Annotated in this window: 16 protein-coding genes; 10 read left to right on the top strand and 6 right to left on the bottom strand. The window is 43.4% G+C overall.

Annotated elements, in window-relative coordinates:
• Nucleotides 1–71 precede the first annotated feature (71 nt).
• From H8B17_RS02570 to H8B17_RS02595, 6 genes are read right to left on the bottom strand one after another with little or no spacing between them, the layout of a single operon-like run.
• Nucleotides 72–1,178 (bottom strand): glycoside hydrolase family 88/105 protein, encoded by a 1,107-nt coding sequence (locus H8B17_RS02570; protein ID WP_190307593.1) that lies wholly within the window; start codon nucleotides 1,176–1,178, stop codon nucleotides 72–74.
• 35 nt (nucleotides 1,179–1,213) lie between these two features.
• The gene (locus H8B17_RS02575; RefSeq protein ID WP_190307594.1) at nucleotides 1,214–2,341 is read right to left on the bottom strand and encodes a glycoside hydrolase family 130 protein; all 1,128 of its coding nucleotides are present in this window, start codon (nucleotides 2,339–2,341) and stop codon (nucleotides 1,214–1,216) included.
• Nucleotides 2,342–2,391: 50 nt separating this feature from the next.
• On the bottom strand, nucleotides 2,392–3,498 hold the full coding sequence (locus H8B17_RS02580; RefSeq protein ID WP_190307595.1) for a glycoside hydrolase family 88/105 protein: 1,107 nt from the start codon (nucleotides 3,496–3,498) through the stop codon (nucleotides 2,392–2,394).
• A 23-nt stretch (nucleotides 3,499–3,521) separates the two neighbouring features.
• Nucleotides 3,522–4,925 carry a sulfatase family protein gene (locus H8B17_RS02585; protein WP_190307596.1) on the bottom strand — a complete coding sequence of 468 codons (1,404 nt, stop codon included), beginning with the start codon at nucleotides 4,923–4,925 and terminating at the stop codon, nucleotides 3,522–3,524.
• A 10-nt stretch (nucleotides 4,926–4,935) separates the two neighbouring features.
• Entirely contained in the window at nucleotides 4,936–6,960 is a 2,025-nt protein-coding gene (locus H8B17_RS02590) for a RagB/SusD family nutrient uptake outer membrane protein (RefSeq protein WP_190307597.1), read from the bottom strand.
• 20 nt (nucleotides 6,961–6,980) lie between these two features.
• Complete coding sequence (locus tag H8B17_RS02595) at nucleotides 6,981–10,283, bottom strand: SusC/RagA family TonB-linked outer membrane protein (RefSeq protein ID WP_190307598.1); 3,303 nt, start codon at nucleotides 10,281–10,283, stop codon at nucleotides 6,981–6,983.
• A 504-nt stretch (nucleotides 10,284–10,787) separates the two neighbouring features.
• Between H8B17_RS02595 and H8B17_RS02600 the strand changes: the two genes are divergently transcribed.
• From H8B17_RS02600 to H8B17_RS02650, 10 genes are all read left to right on the top strand, one after another.
• The gene (locus H8B17_RS02600) at nucleotides 10,788–11,876 is read left to right on the top strand and encodes a family 43 glycosylhydrolase (protein ID WP_223816317.1); all 1,089 of its coding nucleotides are present in this window, start codon (nucleotides 10,788–10,790) and stop codon (nucleotides 11,874–11,876) included.
• Nucleotides 11,877–11,882: 6 nt separating this feature from the next.
• Complete coding sequence (locus H8B17_RS02605; RefSeq protein WP_190307599.1) at nucleotides 11,883–13,025, top strand: glycoside hydrolase family 43 protein; 1,143 nt, start codon at nucleotides 11,883–11,885, stop codon at nucleotides 13,023–13,025.
• Between the two features lie 139 nt (nucleotides 13,026–13,164).
• Nucleotides 13,165–14,445 carry a Gfo/Idh/MocA family protein gene (locus H8B17_RS02610; protein WP_190307600.1) on the top strand — a complete coding sequence of 427 codons (1,281 nt, stop codon included), beginning with the start codon at nucleotides 13,165–13,167 and terminating at the stop codon, nucleotides 14,443–14,445.
• Between the two features lie 52 nt (nucleotides 14,446–14,497).
• Complete coding sequence (locus tag H8B17_RS02615) at nucleotides 14,498–15,877, top strand: 3-keto-disaccharide hydrolase (protein WP_190307601.1); 1,380 nt, start codon at nucleotides 14,498–14,500, stop codon at nucleotides 15,875–15,877.
• A 21-nt stretch (nucleotides 15,878–15,898) separates the two neighbouring features.
• A complete protein-coding gene (locus H8B17_RS02620) occupies nucleotides 15,899–17,314 on the top strand; it encodes a Gfo/Idh/MocA family oxidoreductase (protein ID WP_190307602.1) in 1,416 nt (471 codons plus the stop codon).
• A gap of 80 nt (nucleotides 17,315–17,394) precedes the next feature.
• Entirely contained in the window at nucleotides 17,395–18,843 is a 1,449-nt protein-coding gene (locus H8B17_RS02625; RefSeq protein ID WP_190307603.1) for a sulfatase family protein, read from the top strand.
• Nucleotides 18,844–18,960: 117 nt separating this feature from the next.
• Nucleotides 18,961–19,563, top strand: coding sequence for an RNA polymerase sigma factor (locus H8B17_RS02630; protein ID WP_190307604.1), 603 nt, complete (start codon nucleotides 18,961–18,963; stop codon nucleotides 19,561–19,563).
• Nucleotides 19,564–19,819: 256 nt separating this feature from the next.
• On the top strand, nucleotides 19,820–23,242 hold the full coding sequence (locus H8B17_RS02640; protein ID WP_223816318.1) for a TonB-dependent receptor: 3,423 nt from the start codon (nucleotides 19,820–19,822) through the stop codon (nucleotides 23,240–23,242).
• Between the two features lie 11 nt (nucleotides 23,243–23,253).
• Complete coding sequence (locus H8B17_RS02645) at nucleotides 23,254–25,119, top strand: RagB/SusD family nutrient uptake outer membrane protein (protein ID WP_190307605.1); 1,866 nt, start codon at nucleotides 23,254–23,256, stop codon at nucleotides 25,117–25,119.
• The gene (locus H8B17_RS02650) at nucleotides 25,109–25,819 is read left to right on the top strand and encodes a DUF3823 domain-containing protein (protein WP_190307606.1); all 711 of its coding nucleotides are present in this window, start codon (nucleotides 25,109–25,111) and stop codon (nucleotides 25,817–25,819) included. The genes H8B17_RS02645 and H8B17_RS02650 overlap by 11 nt, the downstream gene beginning before the upstream one ends.
• The last annotated feature ends 21 nt before the right edge of the window (nucleotides 25,820–25,840 follow it).

A 25,840-nucleotide genomic window follows, 5' to 3' on the forward strand; every position in this document is an offset into this window, starting at 1 on the left:
TTACGTGCAGGTATTCACATGTACTGTGCAGGCATTCACATGTACATGTACATAATGGATAAGAATCATTATTACTGCTCCAATAAGGCATTCACACACCACAGATAGGGGAACTGTCCGTGGAAATCACCCGTTCTGCGCGGACGGTCGTAATAATATTGTTTATCGTTCTTTTTGTTTGTACCAACGCAAACCTCCGATACGCTCCCTTTTTCATCCACATAATCTACCAACGCTAACCAAGCCTTACGGGCTGCCGGAGCATACTCTTTTGAATCCAACCAACCTTGTTTCACGCCGGTGATGAATGCGTACGCAAACATCGCAGACCCCGATGTCTCCGCCCAACAATCAGCCTCGTCGATTAACTGGTTCCACATACCATTCGGCTGTTGGTATTGTTTTAAGCTTGCCATCATCTTGCGATACCCTTCCAAAATACGTGGACGGTATTCGCTGTCCTCCGGTAAGTAGCGTAGCAGCTCTGTTACTCCTGCGGCCATCCATCCGTTGCCACGTCCCCAGTAGAATGGAACATCAGGCGCATGGTAGAAAAGGCCGTTAGGGCGCTGCAACTCATCCAGGTAAAGCACCATTTCCTTCGCTGCGCGGTCAATGTACTTCCGATCGCCCGTCACTTTGTAGGCTTCGCTCTGCACAATCGTGATCATATACATGTCATCTATCCAAAGGCGTGTTTGCCAAGAATAGCCTTTGTCTGCCCAAGCTTTCTCCTCTGGCTTAGCATGTGCAGGTACTTCCCATTGCGTGTCTGCGTATGGTAAACCAAGATCGAAGTAGCGTTTGTCTTCGGTGATTCGATACAGTGTTAAGGGCAGGCTGCCGAACATATTCAGATCCACGTGGTTCTTAATGGGGAGCAACTCCCTGTCTTTGCCAAACAAGAGTTCAAATCGGTTTTTTAAGTATGTCGTCAGGAGCTCATCCTTCGTTAATTCTGCAAAATTAAGCCCACTTTTCCAGTAAAAAGTCTGTGGATAACCAATCCATTTGCCGGCATGCAACGCGTTACCCATATACACAAAACGATAGGCGATCAGCTTGCCAACTTCCTCCGGCGAATAGCCCTTCGGAAAATCCGTCAGTTCTTTATGTTGGGCAATAGTGGCCTGCAACGAGCAGGCGATTAACAACAAAAGGAATAATTTTTTAAGCATAATATTGATTTTTATAAACGTATCTTATATAATTTTTAACGACTGATTTTTGGGTCATAAATAGCCACACCTACTTGACTATCGGCGCAGCCGTAGTACAAAAACCATTTGTCCTTGAAGTAAGCAAGTCCTTGGATAAATACCGTGCCATCGGGATATTGGCCGCTTTTTTCGAAAGGTTCGGTGGGTACAAAAAAAGGTTTGTCTAACCGGTCGATAACCTTCGAAGGATTGTCGAGATCAAATAACACCTGACCTGCAGCATATGTATTGGCCGTATAGTTTGTATCTCTGCCATCGTTCCCTTTATTTTTACCATTGTACAGCACCAAAATGCCTTGTTCGGTCAGGAGAGCAGGAGGACCGCATTCGGTTAAATCACTATCGAAATAACCTCTTCGTGGTGTGACAACTAAATCCAGTCCGCCCGTATCATTTAAGGTAGGTATCCAGTTGATGAGGTCGTCCGATGTAGCAATATTCATATAACGCTCGCCCCAATACATCATGTACTTTCCATTGACCTTGGTAATGACCTGCTTGCCATTATCTAACTTCGTAACCACAGAGCCCGATTTGCAGAAGAGATCTTTAAATCTACCGTTATGGGCAGTCTGGAAAGCAGGTCCGTGCTTGGTCCAGTTTTTTAAGTCACGGGAGGTTGCTACAGCCAAGCGGGCAACCTTTCGGTTCCATTGCGTGTAGAGCATCACATAAAGACCGTCCGCTGTGACAGCGATACGTGGATCTTCACAACCGCCAGGCCATTCATTTTCTTTCTGTCCATCTTCATCCGGATAAAAGACCGGTTTCTTGTCGCGCTTCATGTGAATACCGTCTTTACTTTCGGCAATTCCGATACGGGACGTACGTTTGCCGATACCCATGCCGGATTTGTCTTCGCCACGATAAAGGACGTATATGCGATTATTCTTCACGACGGCTGCGGGGTTGAAAATGTCGCCCGCCTCCCAAGCGATTTCTTGCTTGCTCATGGGATCAAAAAAGGTGTTGTTTGGATCGGGAGAGATGATGGGATTGACACCGACCGGTCGTATAAAGGGCCCCAACGCCCAGTCCGGAAGCTGATGTTGCGCTTGCACGAACGACGCAACAAAAAATGAAGCAAGAAGAAGCCGTAGCCGTAAGACACCGAAATTCATACTGTTTATTTATAAAGGAATGATAAAATATAATTTATTAATATTTGAAATTATTTCCCCAGTAGAGCAGCCGCACACCAAAGATAAGGCGCCTGTCCATGAAGATCTCCCGGATTACGCGGGCGGTCATAGTAGTATTGCTTGTCGTTCTTTTTTCCCGTTCCGATGCAAATCTCTGTCACGTTATTACGATCGTCAATAAAAGGGATCATCGCTAGCCATGCCTTGCGCGCTGCTGGTGCATATTCGGCCGCATCCAACCAACCTTCCTGCACACCGACAATAAAAGCATAGGTGAACATAGCTGTTCCAGAAGTTTCAGCCCAAAATGTAGGTTCATCGATCAATTGATTCCACATGCCGCTCGGTTGCTGGTGTTCTTTCAAGCTTTTCATCATCTTTAAGTAGCCTTCCATGATACGCGGACGATCGGGATGATCTTCGGGCATCATACGCATGAGATCGGGCATACCGACTGCCATCCAGCCGTCGCCACGTGCCCAATAATAAGGTACGTCCGGTGCATGGTAGAACAGTCCGTTCGGGCGTTGCAACTCATCCAGATACATCACCATTTCTTTGGCTGCGCGGTCTAGGTATTTCTTGTCTCCGGTCACTTTATAGGCTTCACCCTGGACCACGGTAATCATGTACATATCATCGATCCAAAGACGCGTCTGCCAAGAATAGCCTTTATTTGCCCAAGCCTTCTCCTCTGCTTTGGCATTTGGAGGGACTTCCCATTGGGTATCTGCATACTTTAAGCCTAATTCTTTGTAACGCTCATCCTTGTTGATTTGATAGAGTTTCAACGCAAGACTTCCGAACATATTGTAGTCTACGTGGTTCATTGGTGGTAATAATGATTTTTCATACGTAAAAAATGGTTCGAACTTGTTCTCTAGTTGTTTAATGAGTTTTTTGTCATTTGTTTTCAAGGCGTAATCCAACGCCCCATTCCAGGCGCAGACGCTAGCGTAATGCATCCATTTCCCTGCATAAAGGTCATGTCGGCTACCAACAAAATGATCGGCTAACCGTTTTCCGACTTCCTTCGGTGTTGATCCTTTTGGAAAACTTTTTAATGAATTATCTTGAGCAAATAACAGCTGCAGCGAACATACTGCAATGAATAATGAAAATAGCTTTTTTAACATAACGTTGTTTTTAGTGATTAGATTTAGAATTTTGTATCCATGTTTACGCCTGAATCGCCTTGTTCTTTCATCCAGTTTTGTAAGCGACTCGTATATTGGGTGACTAACGTTTTATAAGCGGGTATTTCCGCCAAATTCTTCAATTCATTAGGATCCTTTTGTAGATCGTAGAATTCAATTGCCGATTTGTGTGAAATACGATTTGTTAGCTCGGCTGCGGCTTTGTCGTATTTGGCTTCAGCTATCCAGGTAGGCCATACCAACGAAGGATCTTTGTCGTTCATCATCCATTTGATGGAATAGGTGGCTTCTGGTTTTAAATTTAAGATTAGTTTATACTGGTTGTCGCGTATACTGCGCATCGGATAGGCCGGACCTTCCGGAATGTTGTTGTGAATACCGAAAGCGACGTCCCGGTGTGGTTTCTCTGGATGCGATAACACTTGTTTAAAACTCCGACCATCCAAACCTGTTATCGTTTTTCCCCCCGCAATATCGACAAGGGTAGGTGTAATATCTTCGTATTGTACGATCGCATCCGTTTCTATTTTAGCCTTCACTTTTTCTGGCCACCGAACGATCATGCCGCTTTTCTGTCCATAGTCGTACAGCCCCCATTTACCGCCGGGAAATTGCGGTCCTTGTTCTCCCAGAAAAATAACGATGGTGTTTTTGTCCTGACCTGTCTTTGCTAACATTGCTAAAACATCACCCACCTGATCGTCTAGTCGCCTAACCTCAGCTAAGTATTTGCGGAACTCTGTACGACTCTGGTCTGTATCGACCCAATGTGCGGGCAGTTTCAATTCCGCAGGGTTAAATTCACTCGGATCTCCAACCGTCCAGGGCGCATGCGGATTGTTACTCATGATGAACAGACAATAGGGCGAACCTTGCGTGATGTAGTGTTGAACACTGTCTAAAAAATAAACATCTGTTGGGGATACACAATTTGGTTCAAAACCATCGATGAGGTCGAAAGGAAAGATGGCTTTCGGTTTCGTCATGTGGTCTTTTCCGGTAAGCCCTACGCGATAGCCCAAATCCCCGAGATAATGAACAATGCTTTTTAGCCCTTTGTTTATCGGCTTATGATTCTGATAGGCACCGTGGCGCGCTGGATATAAGCCAGTCAATAAGGAAGCCCGCGTAGGAATGCACATGGCTTCCGAAGCAATCATGGAATTGAACTTTAGTCCTTCCGATGCAAGGCGGTCGATATGTTTCGTCTCTAGATTTTTTCCACCGTAACAGCTAAGTTGCTGCACATCCAGATCGTCCGCCATGATGATGAGGAAGTTGGGTTTGTTGGGATCATGAGGCGTATTATTTGCACCTTGAGCAAAAGCCGTTTGTACATGTATTGCACATAGAAAGACGAATAATAGGCTTTGAAACCTATTATTCGTTTCGATAAAAATATCCATATCCTAACTGTTAATCACCAGTGTTATCCTCGTCGGCTACAGCTTCTTCCCAAGTTTCCCATTTTGGTGTTGCCGGATCGTAGCCATCATAACCAAAGTTTTGTGCTAGTTGTCCTTTATTGTTAGCAGAGATAGCAGCATATGGTATTGGCCAGTACATGTTCTTTTTGTCCATGGTAAAGTTCGGCTCGCTATTGCCGGTAGCATCGATTTTTATGGGGCCTTTGTTATACAAACTATAATGCACGATACGTTGATACCAGTAGCTTCCACCCTGAGCATCCCGTCCACTTTGTTTATCAAAATTGTCTAGGTTGTACGTATTTCCCCATTCGTCCGGTTTGCCGCTACGCGCGAGACACAAAGACACGCGTTTTAGTTCTACGTTACGCCATTCCTCCCAATATAGCTCACGGGCACGTTCGTTCATAATATCGCCTATGGTAACGGCTCCTTCATATAACTGAGTAGCTTTGGCTCGTTGCCTGATGATGTTGAGGTCGTCCTTAATCGTAGGATCCCCGGGATTGATATAATACTTGGCTTCTGCTCGGAGTAGATAAGCTTCTGCCAAGCGATACAGATACCAGTCTGCATTTCCTCCGTTTGTAGCGCCCCGAAGACCGTCTGAACCGGTGATATTAGCCTCGTTTACCGGATCGTCTAGAAATAATTTATAATGAGGCACATCAAACCAACGACGGACGGTGTCGCTGCATTCTACATTTCCCTCGATATTTCTTTTTTCATCGTGGAGTACGAGTGGTTCACCGAATAGAGAAGAAGCTTTATTATTAACGCGATAATCTTCCATCCGAATCCAGTTTCCCACTTCTGAATTATGGCGTAAATCGGTTTCGTCCATTACGCCGTTGACCTGCCATAAATTGGTCATGTGAAAACGGGTAGGACGAAAAGTCGCAATGCCGCGTCCGAATGCGCGCATATAGTCATATTGAGGGTTGTAATCCGCATGGTTACGTCTGAGGTTCAGCAAAGCCTGTTTACCATCTTTTGTTTGGATTCTATTGTCAAAAACAAACGGATATAAGATGCGCATCGTGAGCATCTTGGTAAAGGCTTCGGTGTCTGATCCGCGGTTAGGCATACCCATAATCACCTCGCTGTTTGCGGCGATAAGTTTATTTTCCGCACGATGCATATCCCAGATAACGTTGCGTGTAATTTTCCAGGTTTCTGGTTCAGGCCCTTCATTGAAGGAACCGAAGCCATCGCCTGAGATGAGGGCATAGCCCGATTGATCAATTAAAATATCGGTTTGTTCCTTTGCTTTCTCGTATTCACCCAATGCGAGGTAACACTTGGTTAGTAACATGCGACAAGCGCCCTTATTGACCATACCGATTAGATTCATATCTTTCTGATCTGGAACCCATTCTACAGCGAATTCTAAGTCTTTTTGCAACATTTGGAGAATAGCTTCTCTTTTTGTACTTTGATAGGTCTGTTTAGGAGCTTCGATAATGGTGGTCACTAATGGCACGTCACCGAATTGAAATACCAAGGCCATATAGCGAAAAGCACGATGAAAGTAAGCTCTACCTATATAGGCATTCCTAGCCTCCTCATCCAAACCCTCTACCAAGTCAGCGTATTTAATGACGGTATTGGCATACATAATGCCCTTGTAGGTTTCCTCCCATAAATACCAAATACTATTTGTTCTTTCAATGTTTTGATAAGAAGTTTCACTGGTTGGTGTAAGCATATTCGCTACGTCGGCAAGCATATTCCGTTTATCGGTTGCGCTGGCGACCATGAGTTCCGAAAAGATGTACTCCGTACCCAATGTCAACATTTCGTTATGATCCGTCGCCCAATACGACTTTAGATGACGATCGCATATCGCTAACGCTGAAAATAATCCCTCTTCGGTACTGAAAGCGGCATCGGGGTCATAAAAAGACAGTGGCTTTGGAGTTAAAAAATCTTTGGAGCAACTGCTAACGATAATGGTCCCGCCCATAAGGAGAGTAAAAGATATATATTGTATTTTTTTAGCTAAGTGTCTCATTTTTATTGTTTTTAATGTGTTTAAAAAACTAAATTCAGTCCCAAGGTATATACCCGTGTTGCCAATCCGCCATCTCCGCCATTATTTCTATCGAAAGAAGGATTAGCTTCAGGATCACCGTATTCCCAATCTTTGGCCCAGGTAGCTACATTACGGATAGTGCCGTAAAGTTTAACGCGGTTTAGGTTCCAGTTAGATGTCCATCTTTGAGGTAAGGTATAGCCGACCGAAATATTTTCTAGACGGATGAAAGAGCGGTCATGTAGTTTTTGTGCCCCAGCGGCACCCGTAGGCCCCGCAGCTTCAATACGACCATATTCGTTCGTCGGATTTTCAGGTGTCCAATACTCCTTTGCCGGCACATTTTGTAAGGCATAAGCCATCCGCCCGCCCAGATCATCATTGTTCAGGTACTGACCATTTAAGCTCTTATGGCCCATATAGGAATAAATATTGAAAGAGAAACTGAGATCACGCCATAGCACAAACTCGTTTCGCAATGACCAATGGTAAGGTGCAAGCGTTTCTCCTAAGAATTCCTTATCGTTGTCGTTGTATACATGTGTAACCGAACCGTCAGCATTGACTACATCGTCGGCGGTGTAATTATTGGCAACTTTCGGATCACCCGGTTTCTGCCCGTATTTTGCGGCTTCTTCAACTTCATTAGCCTGCCAGATTCCTGTTACCCGATAATCCCAAATGGCACCGATAGGCTGGTCGATAAACCAACCGTTGGATATATCATCCATTTCTTTTCGGTCGACGACGTTTCCGTTTGCATCCAGTACGTCTTCATATTCGTAATACAGGTGTTTAATCCTGTTCTTGTTGTAAGAGAAACCGAAGGTCGTTGACCAACGGAAATTATCTTTAGTGACATTTACGGAATTGATAGCTAATTCGATCCCGCTGTTATTTACTTGTCCCAGATTGCTCGTAATGTTGGTGAAGCCTGTGAAACTTGGCAATCGTTGCCGCATAATCATATCATGTGTTTTCATACTGTAGTATTCCAAACTACCAGAGATCCGGTCGTTAAGGAAGCCAAAATCAAGTCCGAAATTCCAAGACGCTGTTTTTTCCCATTGTAGGTAAGGATTAGCCAGTCGCTCGGCCATTAAATAACGGTATAGGGAAAGGTCGCCTGACGGATTAATATATCCTTGCATTCGACCAGCTCCGGAATAAAGATTGGCCAAGGCTACGTATGGATTATCCAGGGATCGGTTACCATTCTCACCGTATGATACACGGAGTTTACCGCTACTCATGACATCGTGCCATTGGAAGAAGTTTTCGTTTGTGAATGACCATGCTGCAGCAATCGATGGGAAAGTAGCGTAAGGGTTTGACGTTCCGAAAGCGGAATATCCATCGCGACGTATTGACGCAGTCAACAAATAACGGTCGTCATAGGAGTAAAACAAACGGCCCAATAAACCTGTAGCTGTTTGATGTGCATCGCTGCTGGAGTATGCACTGTTCTCTTTAGCACCATTCTCGGTATTATGGAAACCTAATGCATCGGAAGGAAGAATGTTTCTTGCCTCTATACGGTCATTCCACGACTTCAATTCTTCGGCTTCTTGTACAAGGGTGACGATAAAATGGTGCTTCTCGTTGAATGTCTGATCCCAAGTAATCGTATTGTTTAACGACCAGTCGAGTCGTTTTCGCTGCTCACGATTTACGCCGCGTGAAGCAGGATCGGAACCAGGTAATTCTGCTGACATAAAATAACGGTCATAGAAAAATTGATACCGCGGTGACGCATTAAATGAATAGGTAATGTTGAAAGGAAGTTTGACTTTCGCTTGCAGTATCGTATTTAATACGGTATAACCTTTTTCTAGGTCCAGATATTGCCGCTGAAATTCGTAATTGTACCCGCGTTGGCTGTATTCTCCGCTTAAGGGGAATTGCACCGGATTACCCATTTCGTCACGATAATCTGCGTATGGACTGTTCCGAAGCTGATAATCTAAATCAACATCCATATTGCCGTCGGATCGATCTTGAAAGTTTACATTGGCGCCAATTTCAAACCAATCCGTAACCATCGTATTTAGTTTTATGTTCGCACGAACAGCTTTGTAATCATCACTAACGTCGGCTCCCTGATTTTTTAGATAGCCCATAGATAAGTAGTAATTGGTTCGTTCACTGGCTCCGCTTACGCTGATGTTATAATCCTGATCGAATCCATTACGGTAAGTGGCATCTTCCCAATCGACCGTTTTGCCCGCGAGTAGATTTTGTAGTGCGTTCCCCTGAAAACCTAACCTTTTACCCCAAATACTCAAATCGGATTCATCCGAACCATTGGTGGTGTAATTCCGCCATGTATCGAGAGATATGTTTCCCGGGAGTTGATCCGGCCGCATAAAATAACCGGGTCTGTTGTTGTATACGCCCGTTTGATAAGCCTCATAAGCACCCGTTTCCGGATTTACTCCGTAGGTGTTCTTCGTATACCAGTCCTGCCGATGTTGTAAATAGGCTTCCGGACTGAATCGTTTGCGGTAATCAGCAGGCGTCGTCATGCCGATGTTCGTGGTCATGTTGATGACAGGTTTTCCTTGCTTACCCTTCTTGGTATTCACGATAATGACTCCGCTTGCGGCTTTGGCACCATAGACCGCTGCCGCAGAAGCATCTTTCAGTACATCAATCTGATCAATATCATCGGGATTTATTTCCGAAAGCTCACCGTAAAAAATCATACCATCAAGAACGATTAACGGGCTGTTATGGCCTCCGTCATTATAAACAGATCGTCTTCCACGAATATTAATTTCGCCGCCACCTTTCGCAGAGGGACTGTAGCCGACTCTTATACCTGGTGTTCCACGTAGGATATCCTGAACTGTCTTGGGATTCTCATTTGCCAACCGATCTGCCTGGATTTGCGTAATGGAACCCGTCAAATCCTTTTTTCGCATCGTACCATATCCTACAACAACCACTTCTTCTAGTGCATCAGTATCACTCGATAACGAGACGTTAATAACATCTTGGGAACCGAGGGGCAACTCCTGTGTTTCATAGCCAATTAGCGATATGACCAATGTTTGTGCTGTGTTAGGAACAGATAAGGTATATTGCCCCTGTTCGTCGGAGGCCGTGCTAACAGAAGTTCCCTTAACGGTGATGGTTGCACCTTCTAAAACGGTGCCTTCCGCATCCGTCACTCTTCCACGGATTTCTTTGGTCTGCACCCGAACGGCTTTCGTGCCTGTATTCGGACTGGCTATAACCGTGTGGATTGGTGTGCCTACCGAAAATAGACATAATAAGCAACTGGCCGATATCCACTTCATTTTCGCCAGTGAAAAATGACGTTTGGTTTTATAAGGAATTAACATAAGACTTATATTAGTTACATCGTTAAATATGTTTATAATGGTTCCTTAATGGAAACTTAATAAACAAAGTTTGTTAATATTCATCGATAGAAATTGCTGGATTGTATCAATAAATTGTTGTTTTGTCTCAATCTATATTTCCTCTATAAAGTAGCCCTTGATGGCAGAGGAGAGCGAAATAAATTCATTTTATATTATGCGCAATTAAATTGCATATAAAAATGAATTCATTTAGGTTTGGAGTGATGTCTGTACTTTTATAGCTAACCTTGTGATACAAAACGATGCGTTTTTGAATCGAAATGGTAACTTTTATTGGGAAGCAATTTGCATTTTTGTTGGTGTTGTAGGTAAAGCTGCATAAATCAAAAGCTCTTAATTAAAGTGCAATTATAAACAAACTACATATTAAATTTTAAATGTTGAATTGTTGCTGGACTCAGCTGTATGGATAAAAGAATGAAGAGAAAAAGTAAAAAACTTGTCGTGCCTTTTTTGTCGGTTGTTTCATCTTGCCTGTTTCTCGCTTGTGCAAGTAGTACAGGTGGACAGGGGCGAATGCCGAAAGAAGATCCTGAAACCCGTTTTGTTAATCCGGTATTTGAACCCATTTTAGCCGACCCCACTGTGCTTCGTGATCCCGTTTCAGGCGTGTTTTACGCCTATGGTACGCAAGACGACTGGGGCGATGGGGTAGGCAGTAGATTGGTCCCTGTTTTGAAATCCAAAGATTTATCGAAATGGGAATTGGTAGGATCTGCTTTTGAATCGAAGCCTAGCTGGAAAAAGAGAGGTGGCATTTGGGCCCCAGAAGCTGTATATAATAATGGTAAATATTTTTTGTATTACGCTTTTTCGATCTGGGATGACCCGAATCCGGGAATAGGTGTAGCAACTTCGGATAAACCAGAAGGTCCGTTTCGCGATCACGGCAAGCTATTCGACAGTAAATCAATCGATGTGCCTAATTCGATTGACCCGTTCATGTGGCAGGAAGATGACGAAAAGTACCTATTCTGGGGAAGTTTTGATAACGGACCTAAGCAAGGGACATATGGCGTTCCCCTGCACGAAGATGGTATTCAGATTACGGATCCCGCGGATAAGTTTAAAATTGCTGCCGGCGACCTCGAAGCCGTTATTATCCACAAACGTAACAATTACTACTATTTTATTGGTTCCAGAGGATCGTGTTGTGATGGGGTAAGAAGCAGTTACCACATGGTGGTCGGGCGATCTAAAAATCTGAAAGGCCCGTATCTGGATAAGGAGGGGCGTGACCTACGTGAAAGAGGAAACGGAACACTCATCCTAAAAGCAAATGACAAATTTGTGGGCGTGGGCCATGGCTCCCGAATCTTGAAGGATGATGCTGATCAGGATTGGATTTTATACCATGGCATTGATGTCGAAAAAGGAAAGGTAGCTGGGGGTGCGAGTAGACGGATGCTGTTCCTCGATAAAATAGATTGGGCAGACAATTGGCCTGTTATAAAAGGGGATACACCCAGTGTTGTTGCTCAACATAAACCTTATTTTAAACAATAGAAAATCATGAATAAACTATTTTTTATCCTCATTGGATTGCTGTTCACCATGCTGTCATGTAATAGCAATCGTACGCAAAGTCAGGAAAATCAAGAAAATCCCGAAAGCCAAGATAATAAAGCAGCGGTATACGAGTCGAATAATCCATTGGATGTAGCATTTGGCGATCCGTTTATTGTTTATGATGATGAATCGGATACGTACTATATGTATGGAACAGGAGGCGTAAAAAATGGTTTTATGGCCTATTCGTCCAAAGATTTAAAAACTTGGGAGAAGCGGGAGCAGGTTTATTCTGCGGATCAAGAGAAGTCCTGGGGAACAAAAGATTTCTGGGCACCAGAAGTATACAAGGGAAACGGAAAATACTATATGTTTTATAGTGCGCATTGGAAAAACAACCCGAATAATGAATTGGAAAACTATAAAATAGGGGTTGCAATAGCCGATAATCCATTAGGACCATTTGAAGATATGACCGGAGAACCTTTATTCGATCCGGGATACCCGATTATTGATGCCAATGTTTACTTTTCCGAGGATGGCAAATTGTATCTATATTACTCCAGATGTTGCTATAAACACGCCGTAGAGTCTGAAATTGCCGACTGGGCCCGCGAGAAGAAAATGTTTAACGAAATCGAAGAGAGTTGGATATACGGTATAGAGTTATCGCCAGACTTTGCTTCGGTTATAGGCGAACCGGTACTGTTGCTCCGACCACCCGTTTCTATGGACGACCAACAAGCTGAATGGGAAAGCCGTTCGGTCACGTCGGGCGAAGTGAACCGCAGATGGACGGAAGGTTCATATCTGTTTAAGCACAATGATACCTATTATATGATGTACTCCGCTAATTTCTTCGGTGGGCAACATTATGCTGTTGGTTATGCGACGGCGTCGAGTCCATTAGGTCCGTTTGAGAAGTCAGCTGCTAATCCCATCCTACAAAAAAATACAGAAAGTGGAGGCATTGTGTCGGGTACGGGACACAACAGTTTGTTGCAAGATAGAGAAGGAAAGATGTGGTGTGTGTATCACGGTAGAACGAATAAAACAGGGGATGAACGCCTCGTGTTTTTAGATGAGCTACAGCTAACAGAGAATGGAGAACTCAAAGTTAAAGGCCCAACGGTTAAAGTGGATTAAGTCGATAATAATTACAACGTTTTCGTAAATTAACTATTACGGGTGCAGAAACTACGTTCGATATTCTTTACATTTGGGTGAATTGTAAGCCCGAAGAATAAGATTGAATTTCTTGAAATCGGAAAAAAGAAAGTACTAAATGAACAGAAAAGATTTTATAAAGATTTCGTCGATTTTTGCTGCATCTGCTTTTGTGCCTTTTTCTGGAGTACTTGCCAGCCAAGTGTCCCTTAGAGTTGGGCTGATTGGCGCACACGGAATGGGGTGGGCAAATTTGAACGCGATATTGAAGAATACGAACGTACGATGTACCGCATTGTGCGATGTAGACGAAAACGTATTACAGAGACGTACAGCCGAGTTGGCCGAACGCGGCATTGATGTGCAGACATTCGTTTCCTATCAGGATATGCTGGAAGCGGATTTGGTTGATATCGTCATCATCGCTACACCCGATCATTGGCATTGTCTGCAGCTTGCAGATGCGGTGAAAGCGGGGAAACATGTCTATTTAGAGAAGCCAATCGGTAATTCGGTCGAAGAATGCGACGTGATGGTAAAAGCTGTAGATAACAGCGCGAGCGTAGTACAAATTGGTCAATGGCAGCGTAGCCAACAGCATTTTCGAGATGCCATCGACTTTGTGCATTCCGGACGGTTAGGGAAGATTAGGACGGTGAAGGCTTGGTCTTATGTAGATTGGAAGAAGACCATCGAGCAGAAACCCGATACGGCTGTCCCAGAAGGCGTACATTACGATTTATGGTTGGGTCCGGCAACAAAACGTCCCTTCAATCCCAATAGATTTCACTTCGAATTCCGTTGGTTTTGGGATTATGCAGGCGGACTTATGACTGATTGGGGCGTACATATGTTGGATTACGCCTTATTGGGAATGAAAGTATCCGATCCTGTTTCGGTGATGGCATCGGGCGGTAAATATGCGGATCCAAACGGCGCTTCTGAAACACCCGACACGATGCGTGTTGTGTATGCGTTTGAGGATTTTAGTATAGAATGGGAACATGCCATTGGAATCGGCCTTGGCCCATACGGTAGGAATCATGGGGTGGCATTTATAGGGAATAACGGTACGCTGGTGTTGAATAGAAATGGATGGGAGGTCATCCCCGAGAAAGGGAGGATGGAGGCTGTTGCACTGCAAAAACCGAAAGATAATGGTCTGGATATGCACATGCAAAACTTTGTTCAGGCCATAACGAAAAAAGATCGTACCCTGGTCAATGCGCCTATTCAGGTCGGGGCTCATATAGCTGTTTTTTGCCAGATGGGCAATATCGCTTACCGGACAGGTGAAAAATTATATTGGGATCGCACGAAACGTAAATTTACAGATAGAAAAGCCAATAACTATCTCTTGGCCAAATATCATAACGGTTATAAATTGCCTAAGGCGTGATGCGCTTTTCCTATCTATTATCTAAATACGAATATATAAATACACTAAAAAAATGAACGCAATATCTAAATTTTTGGTCGCAGCGACTATCAGCTTTGTGGCTTGTCAATCTCCGACTGAAGCACAAAACGGAGGTAAATGGACGGATCTGTTTGACGGTAAGACGCTGGAAGGGTGGAAATCGGTAGGCGGAGATGCACCCTATACGGTTGAAGACGGTGTAATCGTGGGAACTATGACCAAAGGAACACCAAATTCATTCCTGATTACGGAAAAAGAATATGGAGATTTTATCCTGGAAGTGGATATTAAATTGGAGGGAACCGAAACCAACTCAGGTATACAGACGCGTAGCCATATCGACCCCGAAGGGAATAACGGTAAAGGCCGGGTATATGGTAGACAGGTAGAGGTAGATCCGACGGCAAGAGCGTGGGCAGGGGGTATTTACGACGAAGCACGCCGCATGTGGCTCTACCCTTTGGATCTCAATGAAAAGGCGAAGACCGCTTACAAGGTCAACGAATATAATCACTACCGTATCGAAGCCATTGGCGACGAACTGCGTGTTTGGGTAAACGATACGCCGACCGCATATGTTATTGATACGCTGGACAAATCCGGGTTTATCGGTTTGCAGGTACATAGCATTAAAGACCATCTGGACGGACAAAAAGTATACTTCAAAAATATCCGCATACAAACTGAAAATTTAGAGCCGACGGCTTTTCCAGAAGATGTGTTTGTCGTAAATCTTAAACCTAATGATTTGAGTGATGCGGAGAAAAAATCCGGTGTGGAGTTACTGTTTGATGGCAATACGGCCGACCAATGGCGTAGTGTGCGCGGTGACGCATTCCCGGAGAAAGGATGGAAAGTAGGAAATGGCGAAATTACCGTATTGAAATCTGATGGTGGCGAATCGACGAATGGGGGAGACATTATCACACGGGATCAGTATGCGGTTTTTGATCTTTCTTTCGAGTTCAAACTGACACCAGGTGCAAATAGCGGTGTAAAGTATTTTGTGACGCTAAAAGAAAAAACCAAAGGGTCTGCAATCGGGTTGGAATACCAGATTTTGGACGACAAACTGCACCCAGATGCGAAGATGGGCCGTGATGGCAACCGTACACTTGCTTCGTTATATGACTTGATCACATCAAACAAGGATGGCCGTGCCCGCAGACCTATAGGACAATGGAACCGTGGAAGAGTACGCGTCTCGGAAGATGGTACGGTAACGCACTATCTCAATGGCACTAAAATGGTCGAATATAAGCGCGGATCGCAAGAATATCTTGATCTGGTAGCGAAGAGCAAATACAAAGATTGGGACAATTTCGGTGGAGCTCCTCAAGGACATATCCTTTTGCAGGATCATGGGGATAATGTCTCTTTTAGAAATATCAAGGTTAAAAAAACGAAGTAATCACCTATAAAAAGATAAGATATGAACCATTACCTTTCACGTCGTAGTTTTATCAGCCGTGCTGCTATGGTAGGCGGTGGCGTGATACTATCCAATAGTCTGTTAGGAAAAATTCCGTTTGCTCCGGCCAATGAACGCGTGAACTTAGCGTGTATTGGAGTAGGAAACCGGGCGGGTGAAATCATCCGTGATTTGTATAAAACAGGACTTTGTAATATTGTTGCACTGTGCGATGTCGATATGAATGCGCCGCATACGCAGCAGATTTTGAAGATGTTTCCGGATGTTCCCCGATTCCAAGACTTCAGACAGATGTTTGACAAAATGGGCAATCAGATCGATGCCGTATCGATCGGTACGCCCGATTTTGCGCACTTTGCGATAACGATGACCGCTTTGGAGTTAGGCAAGCACGTATATGTGGAGAAGCCAATGGCACAGACTTTCTGGGAAGTGGAACTGATGATGCAAAAAGCGAAAAAGCACAGCAATGTCGTCACGCAGATGGGAAATCAAGGGCATTCAGAAGCAAATTATTTCCAGTTTAAAGCTTGGAAAGATGCTGGTATTATTAAAGATGTAACCCGTATTGATGCGCACATGAATAGCCGGCGTCGGTGGCACGATTGGGATCCGAATATGAAAAACTTTCCGCCGGCAGAGAAAATTCCATCTACATTGGATTGGGAATTGTGGCAGATGCAGACACTAGGGCATAACTATAATAAGGATTTTATCAACGGACAATGGCGTTGTTGGTATGATTTCGGTATGGGAGCCCTAGGCGACTGGGGTGCGCATATTCTCGATACAGCACATGAATTTTTAGAGCTGGGCTTACCAACGCAAGTGGAAGCAACTTATCTGGAGGGGCACAATGCGTTCTTTTTCCCCATGTCTTCTACGATTAAATTTCATTTTCCAAAACGGAAAAGGATGCCTGCAGTAGACATCACCTGGTATGATGGTTTGGATAATCTACCTGAGATTCCGGAAGGTTATGGCGTTTCGGGCCTAGACCCGAACATCCCACCACCGAGTACGGGGAAAATTGAACCAGTGAAACTTAATCCAGGGAAGATTATTTATAGTAAAGACTTAACGTTTAAGGGAGGCTCGCACGCAAGTACACTGCAGATTATTCCGGAATCAAAAGCGCAAGATATGGCGAATAAACTTCCAGAAGTTCCGCAGTCTCCTTCGAACCATTTTGCAAACTTCTTGAAAGCTTGTAAAGGCGAAGAGAAGACGAGGTCTCCTTTCGAGATCGCTGGTCCGTTAAGTCAGGTGTTCTGTCTGGGCGTCATTAGTCAACGATTGAATGGTAAAATAGAATTTGACCCCGTGAAGAAAGAAATTACCAACGACAAATTTGCAAATGCATTGTTGGTAGGTCCGCCACCAGCGAAAGGTTGGGAGCAATACTATAAAGTATAAGGAAACAAAAAGGAACTGGTTTTCAGTTCCTTTTTTATTACGCTCAGACGCATCATATTGCTAATCAAAGCTTAGAACATATGAAGAATTTAGTGCTATTTTTTATGGCGATAAGTTTCATCATCCCGACTGTACAGGCGCAGCAATCAACCAAACCCAATTTTATCTTTTTTATTACGGATGATATCGGATGGGCGGATTTAAGTTGCTATGGCAGCCCGAATGTAAAAACGCCACATATCGACAGTCTGGCAGCAAACGGACTTAAATTCGAAAACGCTTACCTGACAACCAGCAGCTGTAGCCCAAGTCGTTCGAGTATTATTACCGGGCGTTATCCACACAATACGGGAGCACCGGAGCTGCATGATCCGCTGCCCAAGGGACAGGTGATGTTTCCGCAACTATTGAAAGAAGCGGGTTACTATACGGTGCTATCGGGCAAGAACCATATGGGGCCGCAGACAAAACATGCGTTCGATATGATTTCACCGGGCAAAGGTCCAGGGGGAGAAGAAGATTGGAACGAGATTATAAGAAACCGACCCAAAGACCAACCCTTTTTCTTTTGGTTTGCTTCACACGATGCACATCGCGACTGGCAGATTAATGATAAAGGAACACAGTATAACCCGGATGAACTTGTCGTACCCCCGATGTTATATGACGGCCCGCAGACGCGTAAGGATCTGGCGGCGTATTATCATGAGGTATCGCGTGCAGACTATTATATGGGAGAGATTGTGAAGGAATTGAAGAAGCAGGGAGCCTTGGAGAATACGTATATTATCTTTATGAGTGATAATGGTCGGCCTTTTCCGAGAAACAAAGGAAGACTATACGATAGTGGGATCAAGACGCCTTTTATTGTTTATGGTCCTGATATAGTTCAAGGCACTACAAAAGCCTTGATAAGTTCAGTTGATATCGCACCAACAATTTTACACTTAACAGGTCATAAAATCGATGATCGAATGCAGGGACGGAGCTTCCATCCCATTTTAGCGGACAAGGAAGGGGCTGACCACCGTGACTTTGTTTTTGCCGAGCATAACTGGCATGTTTTTCAAGCCCATGAACGCATGGTTCGATACAATGATTGGGTATATATCCGAAATGCTTTTCCCGAGCGTCAAAATCTGCTAGGTGAGTCCACTCGTCAATTTCCTGCGGGGGAGGAATTGTGGGAAGCCCATGATAAGGGATTGACAACGCCTGAACAAGAAGATGTCTTTCTCGTGCCTCGGGAGGAGGAAGAATTATACGACCTAAGCGCTGATCCTCATCAATTTAAAAATCTGGTATCCGATAAAAAACACGGCGATACCCTTAATTACTTACGAAAGGTGATGGATCGATGGATCGAAGAAACTGGCGATTCGGTTCCGCAACACCCAACACCCGATCGAGACAATGTACATGGCAAGCGTTTACCCGGAACTTGGAAAAAAGGTGAAAAGGCCGGAGCAAGTAAGCAGGCTGAACGTATTCAATTAAAGGGACCGTTAAAAATTCAGGATCTGAGGTAAAAATTAGATCTGCCAGAAAAACATCATAATTTTTGTATCTTCATGGCGCATAAATAGAGATCGCTATATTATAAATCAAAAGTCGCAAAAACATCTTGTTACAATTAAAGATGGGATATGAAACACCTAAAAAATCATACGGATGAAGCCTTGGTTGTCTTATTGAATAAGGATGACCAAAAAGCTTTTTTGGAGATTTATGATAGGTATAAAAATGAACTGGCTACGCATCTGGTTCGACTACTTCGTTCCTACGAACTGGCCGAAGAGGTTTTGCAAGATGTGTTTATGATGCTATGGGAGAAGCGACATGACATGGATGCTTCAAAGTCCGTTCCGGCTTACCTATACCGGAGCGCAATAAATAAAACCAAGAATGTATTTCGTAAAATAGCGAACGACAATCGTTTGCGGGAAGAATTTCTGATGCACGTTAGCGTAGCGAATAGCAATAGCGTGGAGGAGTGGATAGAAAATAAGGAAATTCAACAATTATTGCAAACATTGTTAGACCGCTTACCGCCGCAACAAAAGAAGGTATATATGCTTTGTAAGCTTGATGGTTTAAGCTATAAAGAGGTGAGTGAACAGCTAAAAATATCGATAGCAACTGTTAATAGCCATATTAGAAATGCCAATATTTTCTTAAAAGGGGAGCTTAAAAATAAATCTGAACTTTCTAGCTTTTTATATATCGCGCTTATTCTTCTCCTTTTTTAATTTTTTTTTACTGATTATCAGTGTATTGTAAAATATATCCTATTCTTCTTGCTTGCTTTTTGCATTTCAGGTGTAATGTATAAAGTTAACCGAAATGTTATAATGCGATAAAGAGCCAGTATGATATGATTTGATAGCGGCGAATGAACAAACAACCGAAAGTGCGACCAACACTTCCGGCGTATCTGCTAGGCAGAAAATGTTCAGTACAACTTGTAAATCTATAGTTATTCAATTAAACCAAACATTGTTGTAAATGTACGAAAAAATTACTTTCACCTTGGACTGGGTGCTAAAAAGACAGGTGCTTATGCGCGTTCAGCTTACGCTTACCATTATTATTTTTTTCGTTATGCAAGTAGGCGCTAGTAGTGTGGCACAGCATAATATCACCCTCCGGCAGAACGGTATTTCCATTAAAAATGTTTTTAATGAAATTAAGAAACAAACAGATCTCACAGTCTTCTATTCGGCGAAACGGTTGAATGATTCCCGAAAAGTCAATATCAATGTTAAAAATGCTGCTATAGAAACTGTATTGCATGAATGTTTGCAGGGGCTTCCGTTGACGTATGTTATTATGGATAAGACAATCGTTCTTAAAGAACGAAACGAACAATCGGCTAAAGCTAAAAACACCCGATTGCCTAAGCAGGATGAAATGTCTACCATTTTACATCAACATATTGTTCGCGGAACTGTCCGGGATGGAAGTGGGACGCCATTGGCAGGGGTTTCTGTATCGGTAGTCGGTACCACTGTACGCACAGCGACCTCCAACGATGGCGGCTATCGCGTGGAAGCAAAACCCGATGCGAAGCTCGTATTTTATTCGGTAGGTTTTGAACAGCAAGAGGAAGACATTCAAGGAAGAAATGTGGTGGACGTCACTTTAATGCAGCAAGTCAGCGATTTGGACGAAGTGGTCGTGGTCGGATATGGACAGCAGAAAAGAGCTTCTGTCACGGGGTCGGTTGCCTCGATACAATCTGAAGAACTAAATAAAGTGAAGACCCCTAACGTCACGAATATGCTTGCAGGAAGACTACCTGGAATAAGAGCAGTTCAACGTTCAGGCGCGCCCGGCGATGATGCCGCTTCCGTGGATATACGTGGTTACGGGAGTATGCTGGTTATTGTAGACGGCGTACAGCGCGAGTTTGGTCAGATTAATGCCAATGACATCGAATCTATTTCGATTTTAAAGGATGCTGCAGCTGCGGTGTATGGATTTAAAGGAGCTAACGGTGTCCTCTTAGTCACGACCAAAAGTGGAACATCATCTAAAACGAAAATAGAATATAATGGTTTTGGTGGAGTCCAACAAGTTACCCGTTACCCACGCATGATGGATGCATACGAGTACGCATCGCTCTATAATGAAGCTATTTTGAATTTGAATCCAAGTGCTACGCCTGCTTTTACAGAAGAACAATTGGCAAATTATCAAAATGGAGGGGGAACAGATTGGTGGAAGGAAATGGTTAGAGGAACAAGTGCGCAAATGTCGCATGATGTAAGCGTTTCTGGCGGAAACGATAAAGTGAAGTATTTTAACTCATTTGGTTACATAGACCAAGGAGGTATTTTGCGGTCTGGCGATTGGAAATTTAACCGTTATAACCTGCGTTCCAATATCAACATGATAGTTACGGAGGGACTCACGGTGGATGTCAAATTAGGAGGGATTTTTCAGGATCGAAACAAACCGTATTTCGCGGATGATATATTCAGGTCAGCACAAATGGCTGTCCCGACATTTGATGTTTTTGCGAACAATAACCCCGCATACTGGCAGGCTGTCGGGGATAGAGCCAATCCCGTTCATACATCCTATATAGACGATACAGGGTACGAACGACGGTTAAGAAGACAATTTGTTAGTTCGGCAACATTAAACTGGCAGCTTCCATGGGTAGACGGCTTGAGTGCTAAAGCAATGTTGGCATACGATTTCAACAATAGCGAATGGAAAACCTGGATTAAGGAGCTCTCTGAATATACCTACGACGCAGCTTCAGATACTTATAATGAAAAGATTTTAAGAAGTTTAGGTGGGTTGGAATCAAAAATGGAGAACTATTATAAACCCACCCAGCAGTATTCGTTAAACTACAACCGTACATTTGGTGGTAATCACGATGTGAGCGGGTTGGTATTGTGGGAGATGTATCATGACCGTGTTACGTCTATCTTCGGCGGGCGGCAGTATACGATTGGTTTAATTGACGATATCGACTATGGCGATAAGATCAACCAAAAGACAGAGGGTATTTCCAGAGAAACCGCTCATGCAGGTTTGGTAGGACGATTTAATTATGCTTATGCGGGCAAATACCTTGCGGAATTGAGTTTTCGGTATGATGGCTCTTATAAGTTTCGTGCTGATAATCGTTGGGGTTTTTTCCCGGGCGTATCGCTTGGGTGGAGAATTTCGGAAGAAAACTTCTTTAAGCAGCATCTTTCAGACTTCGATAATTTGAAGATTAGAGGATCTTATGCCAAAGTGGGCGACGAAGGAGATTTCGCTGCATATCAATATCTTGACGGTTATCAATATAGTGGAGGGTATGTTTATGGAGATCAAGGTATCACGTTGGGGTTAGCCTCTAGAGGCATGGCCAATCCTTGGTTGAGTTGGTACGAATCCAAAATCATGAATTTTGGGTTCGAGGCTTCGTACAAGAATGGTCTGATCACAGCGGAGTTTGATTGGTTTAGAAGAAATCGTTCCGGGCTTCCGGCAACGAGACAAGGGTCTTTACCGACAACGTTTGGTCAACCCATGCCGCAGGAGAATTTAAATTCGGATATCCATACGGGGTTCGAATTAAGTATCGGTCACCGGGGGGCAGCAGGAGAATTTAAATATAATATATCTGCGAATTTTTCCACGACACGGATTAAAAATGATTATGTGGAAAGAGCGATGCCGATTAATCTTTATGATAACTGGAGAAACAATACTAACAGTCGTTTTAAAGACATCCGATGGGGTAGAAAGGTCATCGGACAATTTTCCTCGTACGAGGATATCTTAAATTCACCGATACAGGATAACAATGGAAATAAATCGTTGTTACCTGGTGATTTGAAATTTGAAGATGTCAATAACGACGGTATCATTGATGATAACGATGTGCAGCCTATAGGGCATGGATCTACGCCGCGTATGTATTACGGATTAAACATCGGTGCACAATATAAGGGGTTTGATATGACCGTTTTCCTCCAAGGGGCAGCAGGACACGATGTATACCTCAACGGCGATGTCTTGGATCCATTTATCCAGCAAGGATTGGGCAACGGGTTTTCGTTTATGACCGATCGCTGGCACCGGGCAGACCCCACGGACCCAAACAGTGAATGGATACCAGGAAAGATGCCCCCGGCTCGTGTGAGCGGTTTCGGTAACAATAGATCAGGCAATACATATACATTACATAAAGCCGATTATTTACGTTTAAAAACCGTAGAGGTTGGTTATACCTTACCAGACACATGGCTGGCGGAAAAAGGAATTGATCGTATCCGAGTTTACATCAACTTAAACAACTTCCTGACCTTTACCAGCAAAGATGGTCTGATGCAGTATATAGACCCAGAAGCCGATAGTAGCACACTGCGGTATTATCCGCAAATGAAAACGATGAATTTTGGTGTCAATGTAAGTTTTTAAGAGTGAATATTATGAGATCTATATCAAAAACATATAAAAGCCTATTGTGGGTAGCTTTGTCAACATTTATATGCAGTAGTTGCGAAGATTATTTAAATCGAGAAGATACCAGTGGATTTATTACCAACGATCAGATTTGGGAAAACTCGAAAGCAATTGATGCCGTATTGGTGAATCTTTATGACGGTGGTTTGCGGCTAGACGAATTCGATGATTGGTACACAGATAAAGCAAATCATTTAAATCCAACTTCTTTATCCGATGAGGCACAAGGATCGTATCAAAAGGATCCTGCTTTTAGTAATGCGAATACGGTCTACACCTACGGAGACTACCTCTTTGAAGATAAATTTTCAGATAGGTATGTGCACATTAGACGAGCAAATGAATTTCTGTTGAACCTACAAAGTACCGATGTCGTTGATGATGAAGCAAAAAAAGCCTACAATGCCGAGGTGAGGTTTGTTAGGGCCATGGAATATTTTGGATTGATAAAGCGATATGGTGGTGTGCCTTTGCTAAAAGAACCTCAAGAATTTAATCCAGGCGATTTTAGCGCCTTACAGATACCACGCAATACGGAAAAGGAATGCTATGATTTCTTAATAGAGGAGTGTAAAGAAATAAGTGAATTTTTACCCGATAGCAGACCGGGTGAGGTGAAATACCGGGCCACGAAAGGAGCTGCATTAGCCCTATTATCAAGGGCCGCATTGTACGCAGGCTCTATAGCGAAGTATGGAACGGTACAGATTGATGGTTTAGTCGGTATTCCTGACGACCAAGCAATACATTATTTTACGGAATCTTACCATGCCTCGAAAGCTATTTTTGATTTAAACTATCAGTTATATGATGTAAATCCGGATAAAGCACAGAATTTTTATGATTTATTTTCCAAAGCGGTAAATGGCAATAATGGGGAATACATTTTCCAGAAACAATATAGCCTATCGGGTGGTAAAGCCCACAGCTGGGATAAGATGAGCGCCCCGTTTTCCTACCGGGGCGGCGGTTGGGGCTGTGGAATGGCTCCGACGTTAGAAATGGTAGAGGAATTTGAATACATCGATGGTTCTGAAGGAAAATTAGTCCTACTCGAAGCCGATGGCGTAACACCCAAACGTTATGACGATCTTTTCGATCTTTTCGAAGGTAAAGATCCGAGATTATTTGGATCGGTCTATGTTCCGGGCAGCCCCTTAAAAGGTACTAAAGTAGAATGGCAACGGGGGATCGTGGGCAAGGATGGAAAACGTTATCAAGCTTTTAATCAACCCGATAAAGATAATACTGTCACCGTGGACGGAAAAGCGTATACCGCTTCTGGGAAAGACGGCGGTGCGGATGTAGGGGATGCTTCCAAAACCAGTTTTTATCAGCGGAAGTTTTTTGATGAGACGCAAACAAATATGGACATGAATAAATCAGAGACACCTTGGGTTGTATTCCGTTTGGGCGAAATTTACTTGAATCTAGCAGAAGCTTGTGTCGAAATAGGAGGAAAAGAACAGGAGGCACTAGACGCGGTAAATGCTATTCGGGATCGGGCAGGGATAAAGCCGTTAGATGCCATTTCTTTAGACAAAGTACGCCATGAACGTAAAGTGGAATTGGCGTTTGAAAAGCATCGGTTTTGGGATATGAAGCGTTGGCGGATTGCGCATCTTGATGTGGCTAATGGTGGTTTGACAAACTTTAGGGGTACGGCTTTATATCCCTGGTACAACGTGTCTGACGGAAAATACACCTTCACAACAGGCAATCCTCCGAAACAACTGCGCTCCTTTTTGCAACGAAACTATTATGTTCGTTTGAATAATACCGATATCAGTACGAATCCAAAACTTATTCAAAATCCCGATTATGAAAACTAGAAGAAATCATGCAGCATATATTTTTTTGTGGAGTCTTTTTATGCTTTTGTCTTGCGAGAATGATATCGATAACTATAAGGCCCCGGATGGTGGAATATACGGAATAATATATGACGAAGAGACGAATGATCCTATACCATTGCCGGTTCAGGGAAATACGGGCGTATTAGTGAATTTAATTGAACAGCATACTAACGCGACGAAATCGGTTGATTTTAGGGCAAAGCAAGATGGCAGTTACGAGAACAGTAGGGTATTTAACGGCGATTATAAAGTTGTAGTGAATGGGCCTTTTGTGAATGATTGCGAAGATGATGTGGCTATTAACGGTCAAACCCAATTAGACTTTAAAGCCTTGCCTTTTTCTAGGATTGCTATTGCCGCAGAAGTGAGCAATGATAACAAAGTGAGAGTCGATTATCAAGTAGAGAAGACAGATGATGCTTTTAACTTAACGGAAGTCGTAGTGATGTGGAACTTTGCTCCGGGAGTGGACGACAATAGTTCAAATTACGCCACGAAAGTTAAATTAAGTACGGATGCCGAAGGTTTTCATATATTTGATTTGCCAAATGAGAAATCTTTTCAAGATAATTTACATAAAATAAAAGCTAATAGTAACCGCGTCTATGTTCGGGTAGCGGCAAAAGTGAATAATGTAATGAACTATAGTCAGGTTATTATGGTTACTGTTCGTTGATAGGATAATAAAAAAATTATA

It is taken from the genome of Sphingobacterium arenae (genome assembly GCF_014692505.1).
Classification (GTDB): domain Bacteria; phylum Bacteroidota; class Bacteroidia; order Sphingobacteriales; family Sphingobacteriaceae; genus Sphingobacterium; species Sphingobacterium arenae.

Excerpts from the sequence above, each read along its gene's own strand:
- H8B17_RS02605 (WP_190307599.1), top strand. The coding sequence starts at position 11,883 with ATGAATAAACTATTTTTTATCCTCATTGGATTGCTGTTCACCATGCTG.
- H8B17_RS02615 (WP_190307601.1), top strand. The coding sequence starts at position 14,498 with ATGAACGCAATATCTAAATTTTTGGTCGCAGCGACTATCAGCTTTGTG.
- H8B17_RS02585 (WP_190307596.1), bottom strand. The coding sequence starts at position 4,925 with ATGGATATTTTTATCGAAACGAATAATAGGTTTCAAAGCCTATTATTC.
- H8B17_RS02620 (WP_190307602.1), top strand. The coding sequence starts at position 15,899 with ATGAACCATTACCTTTCACGTCGTAGTTTTATCAGCCGTGCTGCTATG.
- H8B17_RS02600 (WP_223816317.1), top strand. The coding sequence starts at position 10,788 with ATGAAGAGAAAAAGTAAAAAACTTGTCGTGCCTTTTTTGTCGGTTGTT.
- H8B17_RS02575 (WP_190307594.1), bottom strand. The coding sequence starts at position 2,341 with ATGAATTTCGGTGTCTTACGGCTACGGCTTCTTCTTGCTTCATTTTTT.
- H8B17_RS02570 (WP_190307593.1), bottom strand. The coding sequence starts at position 1,178 with ATGCTTAAAAAATTATTCCTTTTGTTGTTAATCGCCTGCTCGTTGCAG.
- H8B17_RS02640 (WP_223816318.1), top strand. The coding sequence starts at position 19,820 with ATGTACGAAAAAATTACTTTCACCTTGGACTGGGTGCTAAAAAGACAG.
- H8B17_RS02580 (WP_190307595.1), bottom strand. The coding sequence starts at position 3,498 with ATGTTAAAAAAGCTATTTTCATTATTCATTGCAGTATGTTCGCTGCAG.
- H8B17_RS02650 (WP_190307606.1), top strand. The coding sequence starts at position 25,109 with ATGAAAACTAGAAGAAATCATGCAGCATATATTTTTTTGTGGAGTCTT.
- H8B17_RS02590 (WP_190307597.1), bottom strand. The coding sequence starts at position 6,960 with ATGAGACACTTAGCTAAAAAAATACAATATATATCTTTTACTCTCCTT.
- H8B17_RS02645 (WP_190307605.1), top strand. The coding sequence starts at position 23,254 with ATGAGATCTATATCAAAAACATATAAAAGCCTATTGTGGGTAGCTTTG.
- H8B17_RS02610 (WP_190307600.1), top strand. The coding sequence starts at position 13,165 with ATGAACAGAAAAGATTTTATAAAGATTTCGTCGATTTTTGCTGCATCT.
- H8B17_RS02595 (WP_190307598.1), bottom strand. The coding sequence starts at position 10,283 with ATGAAGTGGATATCGGCCAGTTGCTTATTATGTCTATTTTCGGTAGGC.
- H8B17_RS02625 (WP_190307603.1), top strand. The coding sequence starts at position 17,395 with ATGAAGAATTTAGTGCTATTTTTTATGGCGATAAGTTTCATCATCCCG.
- H8B17_RS02630 (WP_190307604.1), top strand. The coding sequence starts at position 18,961 with ATGAAACACCTAAAAAATCATACGGATGAAGCCTTGGTTGTCTTATTG.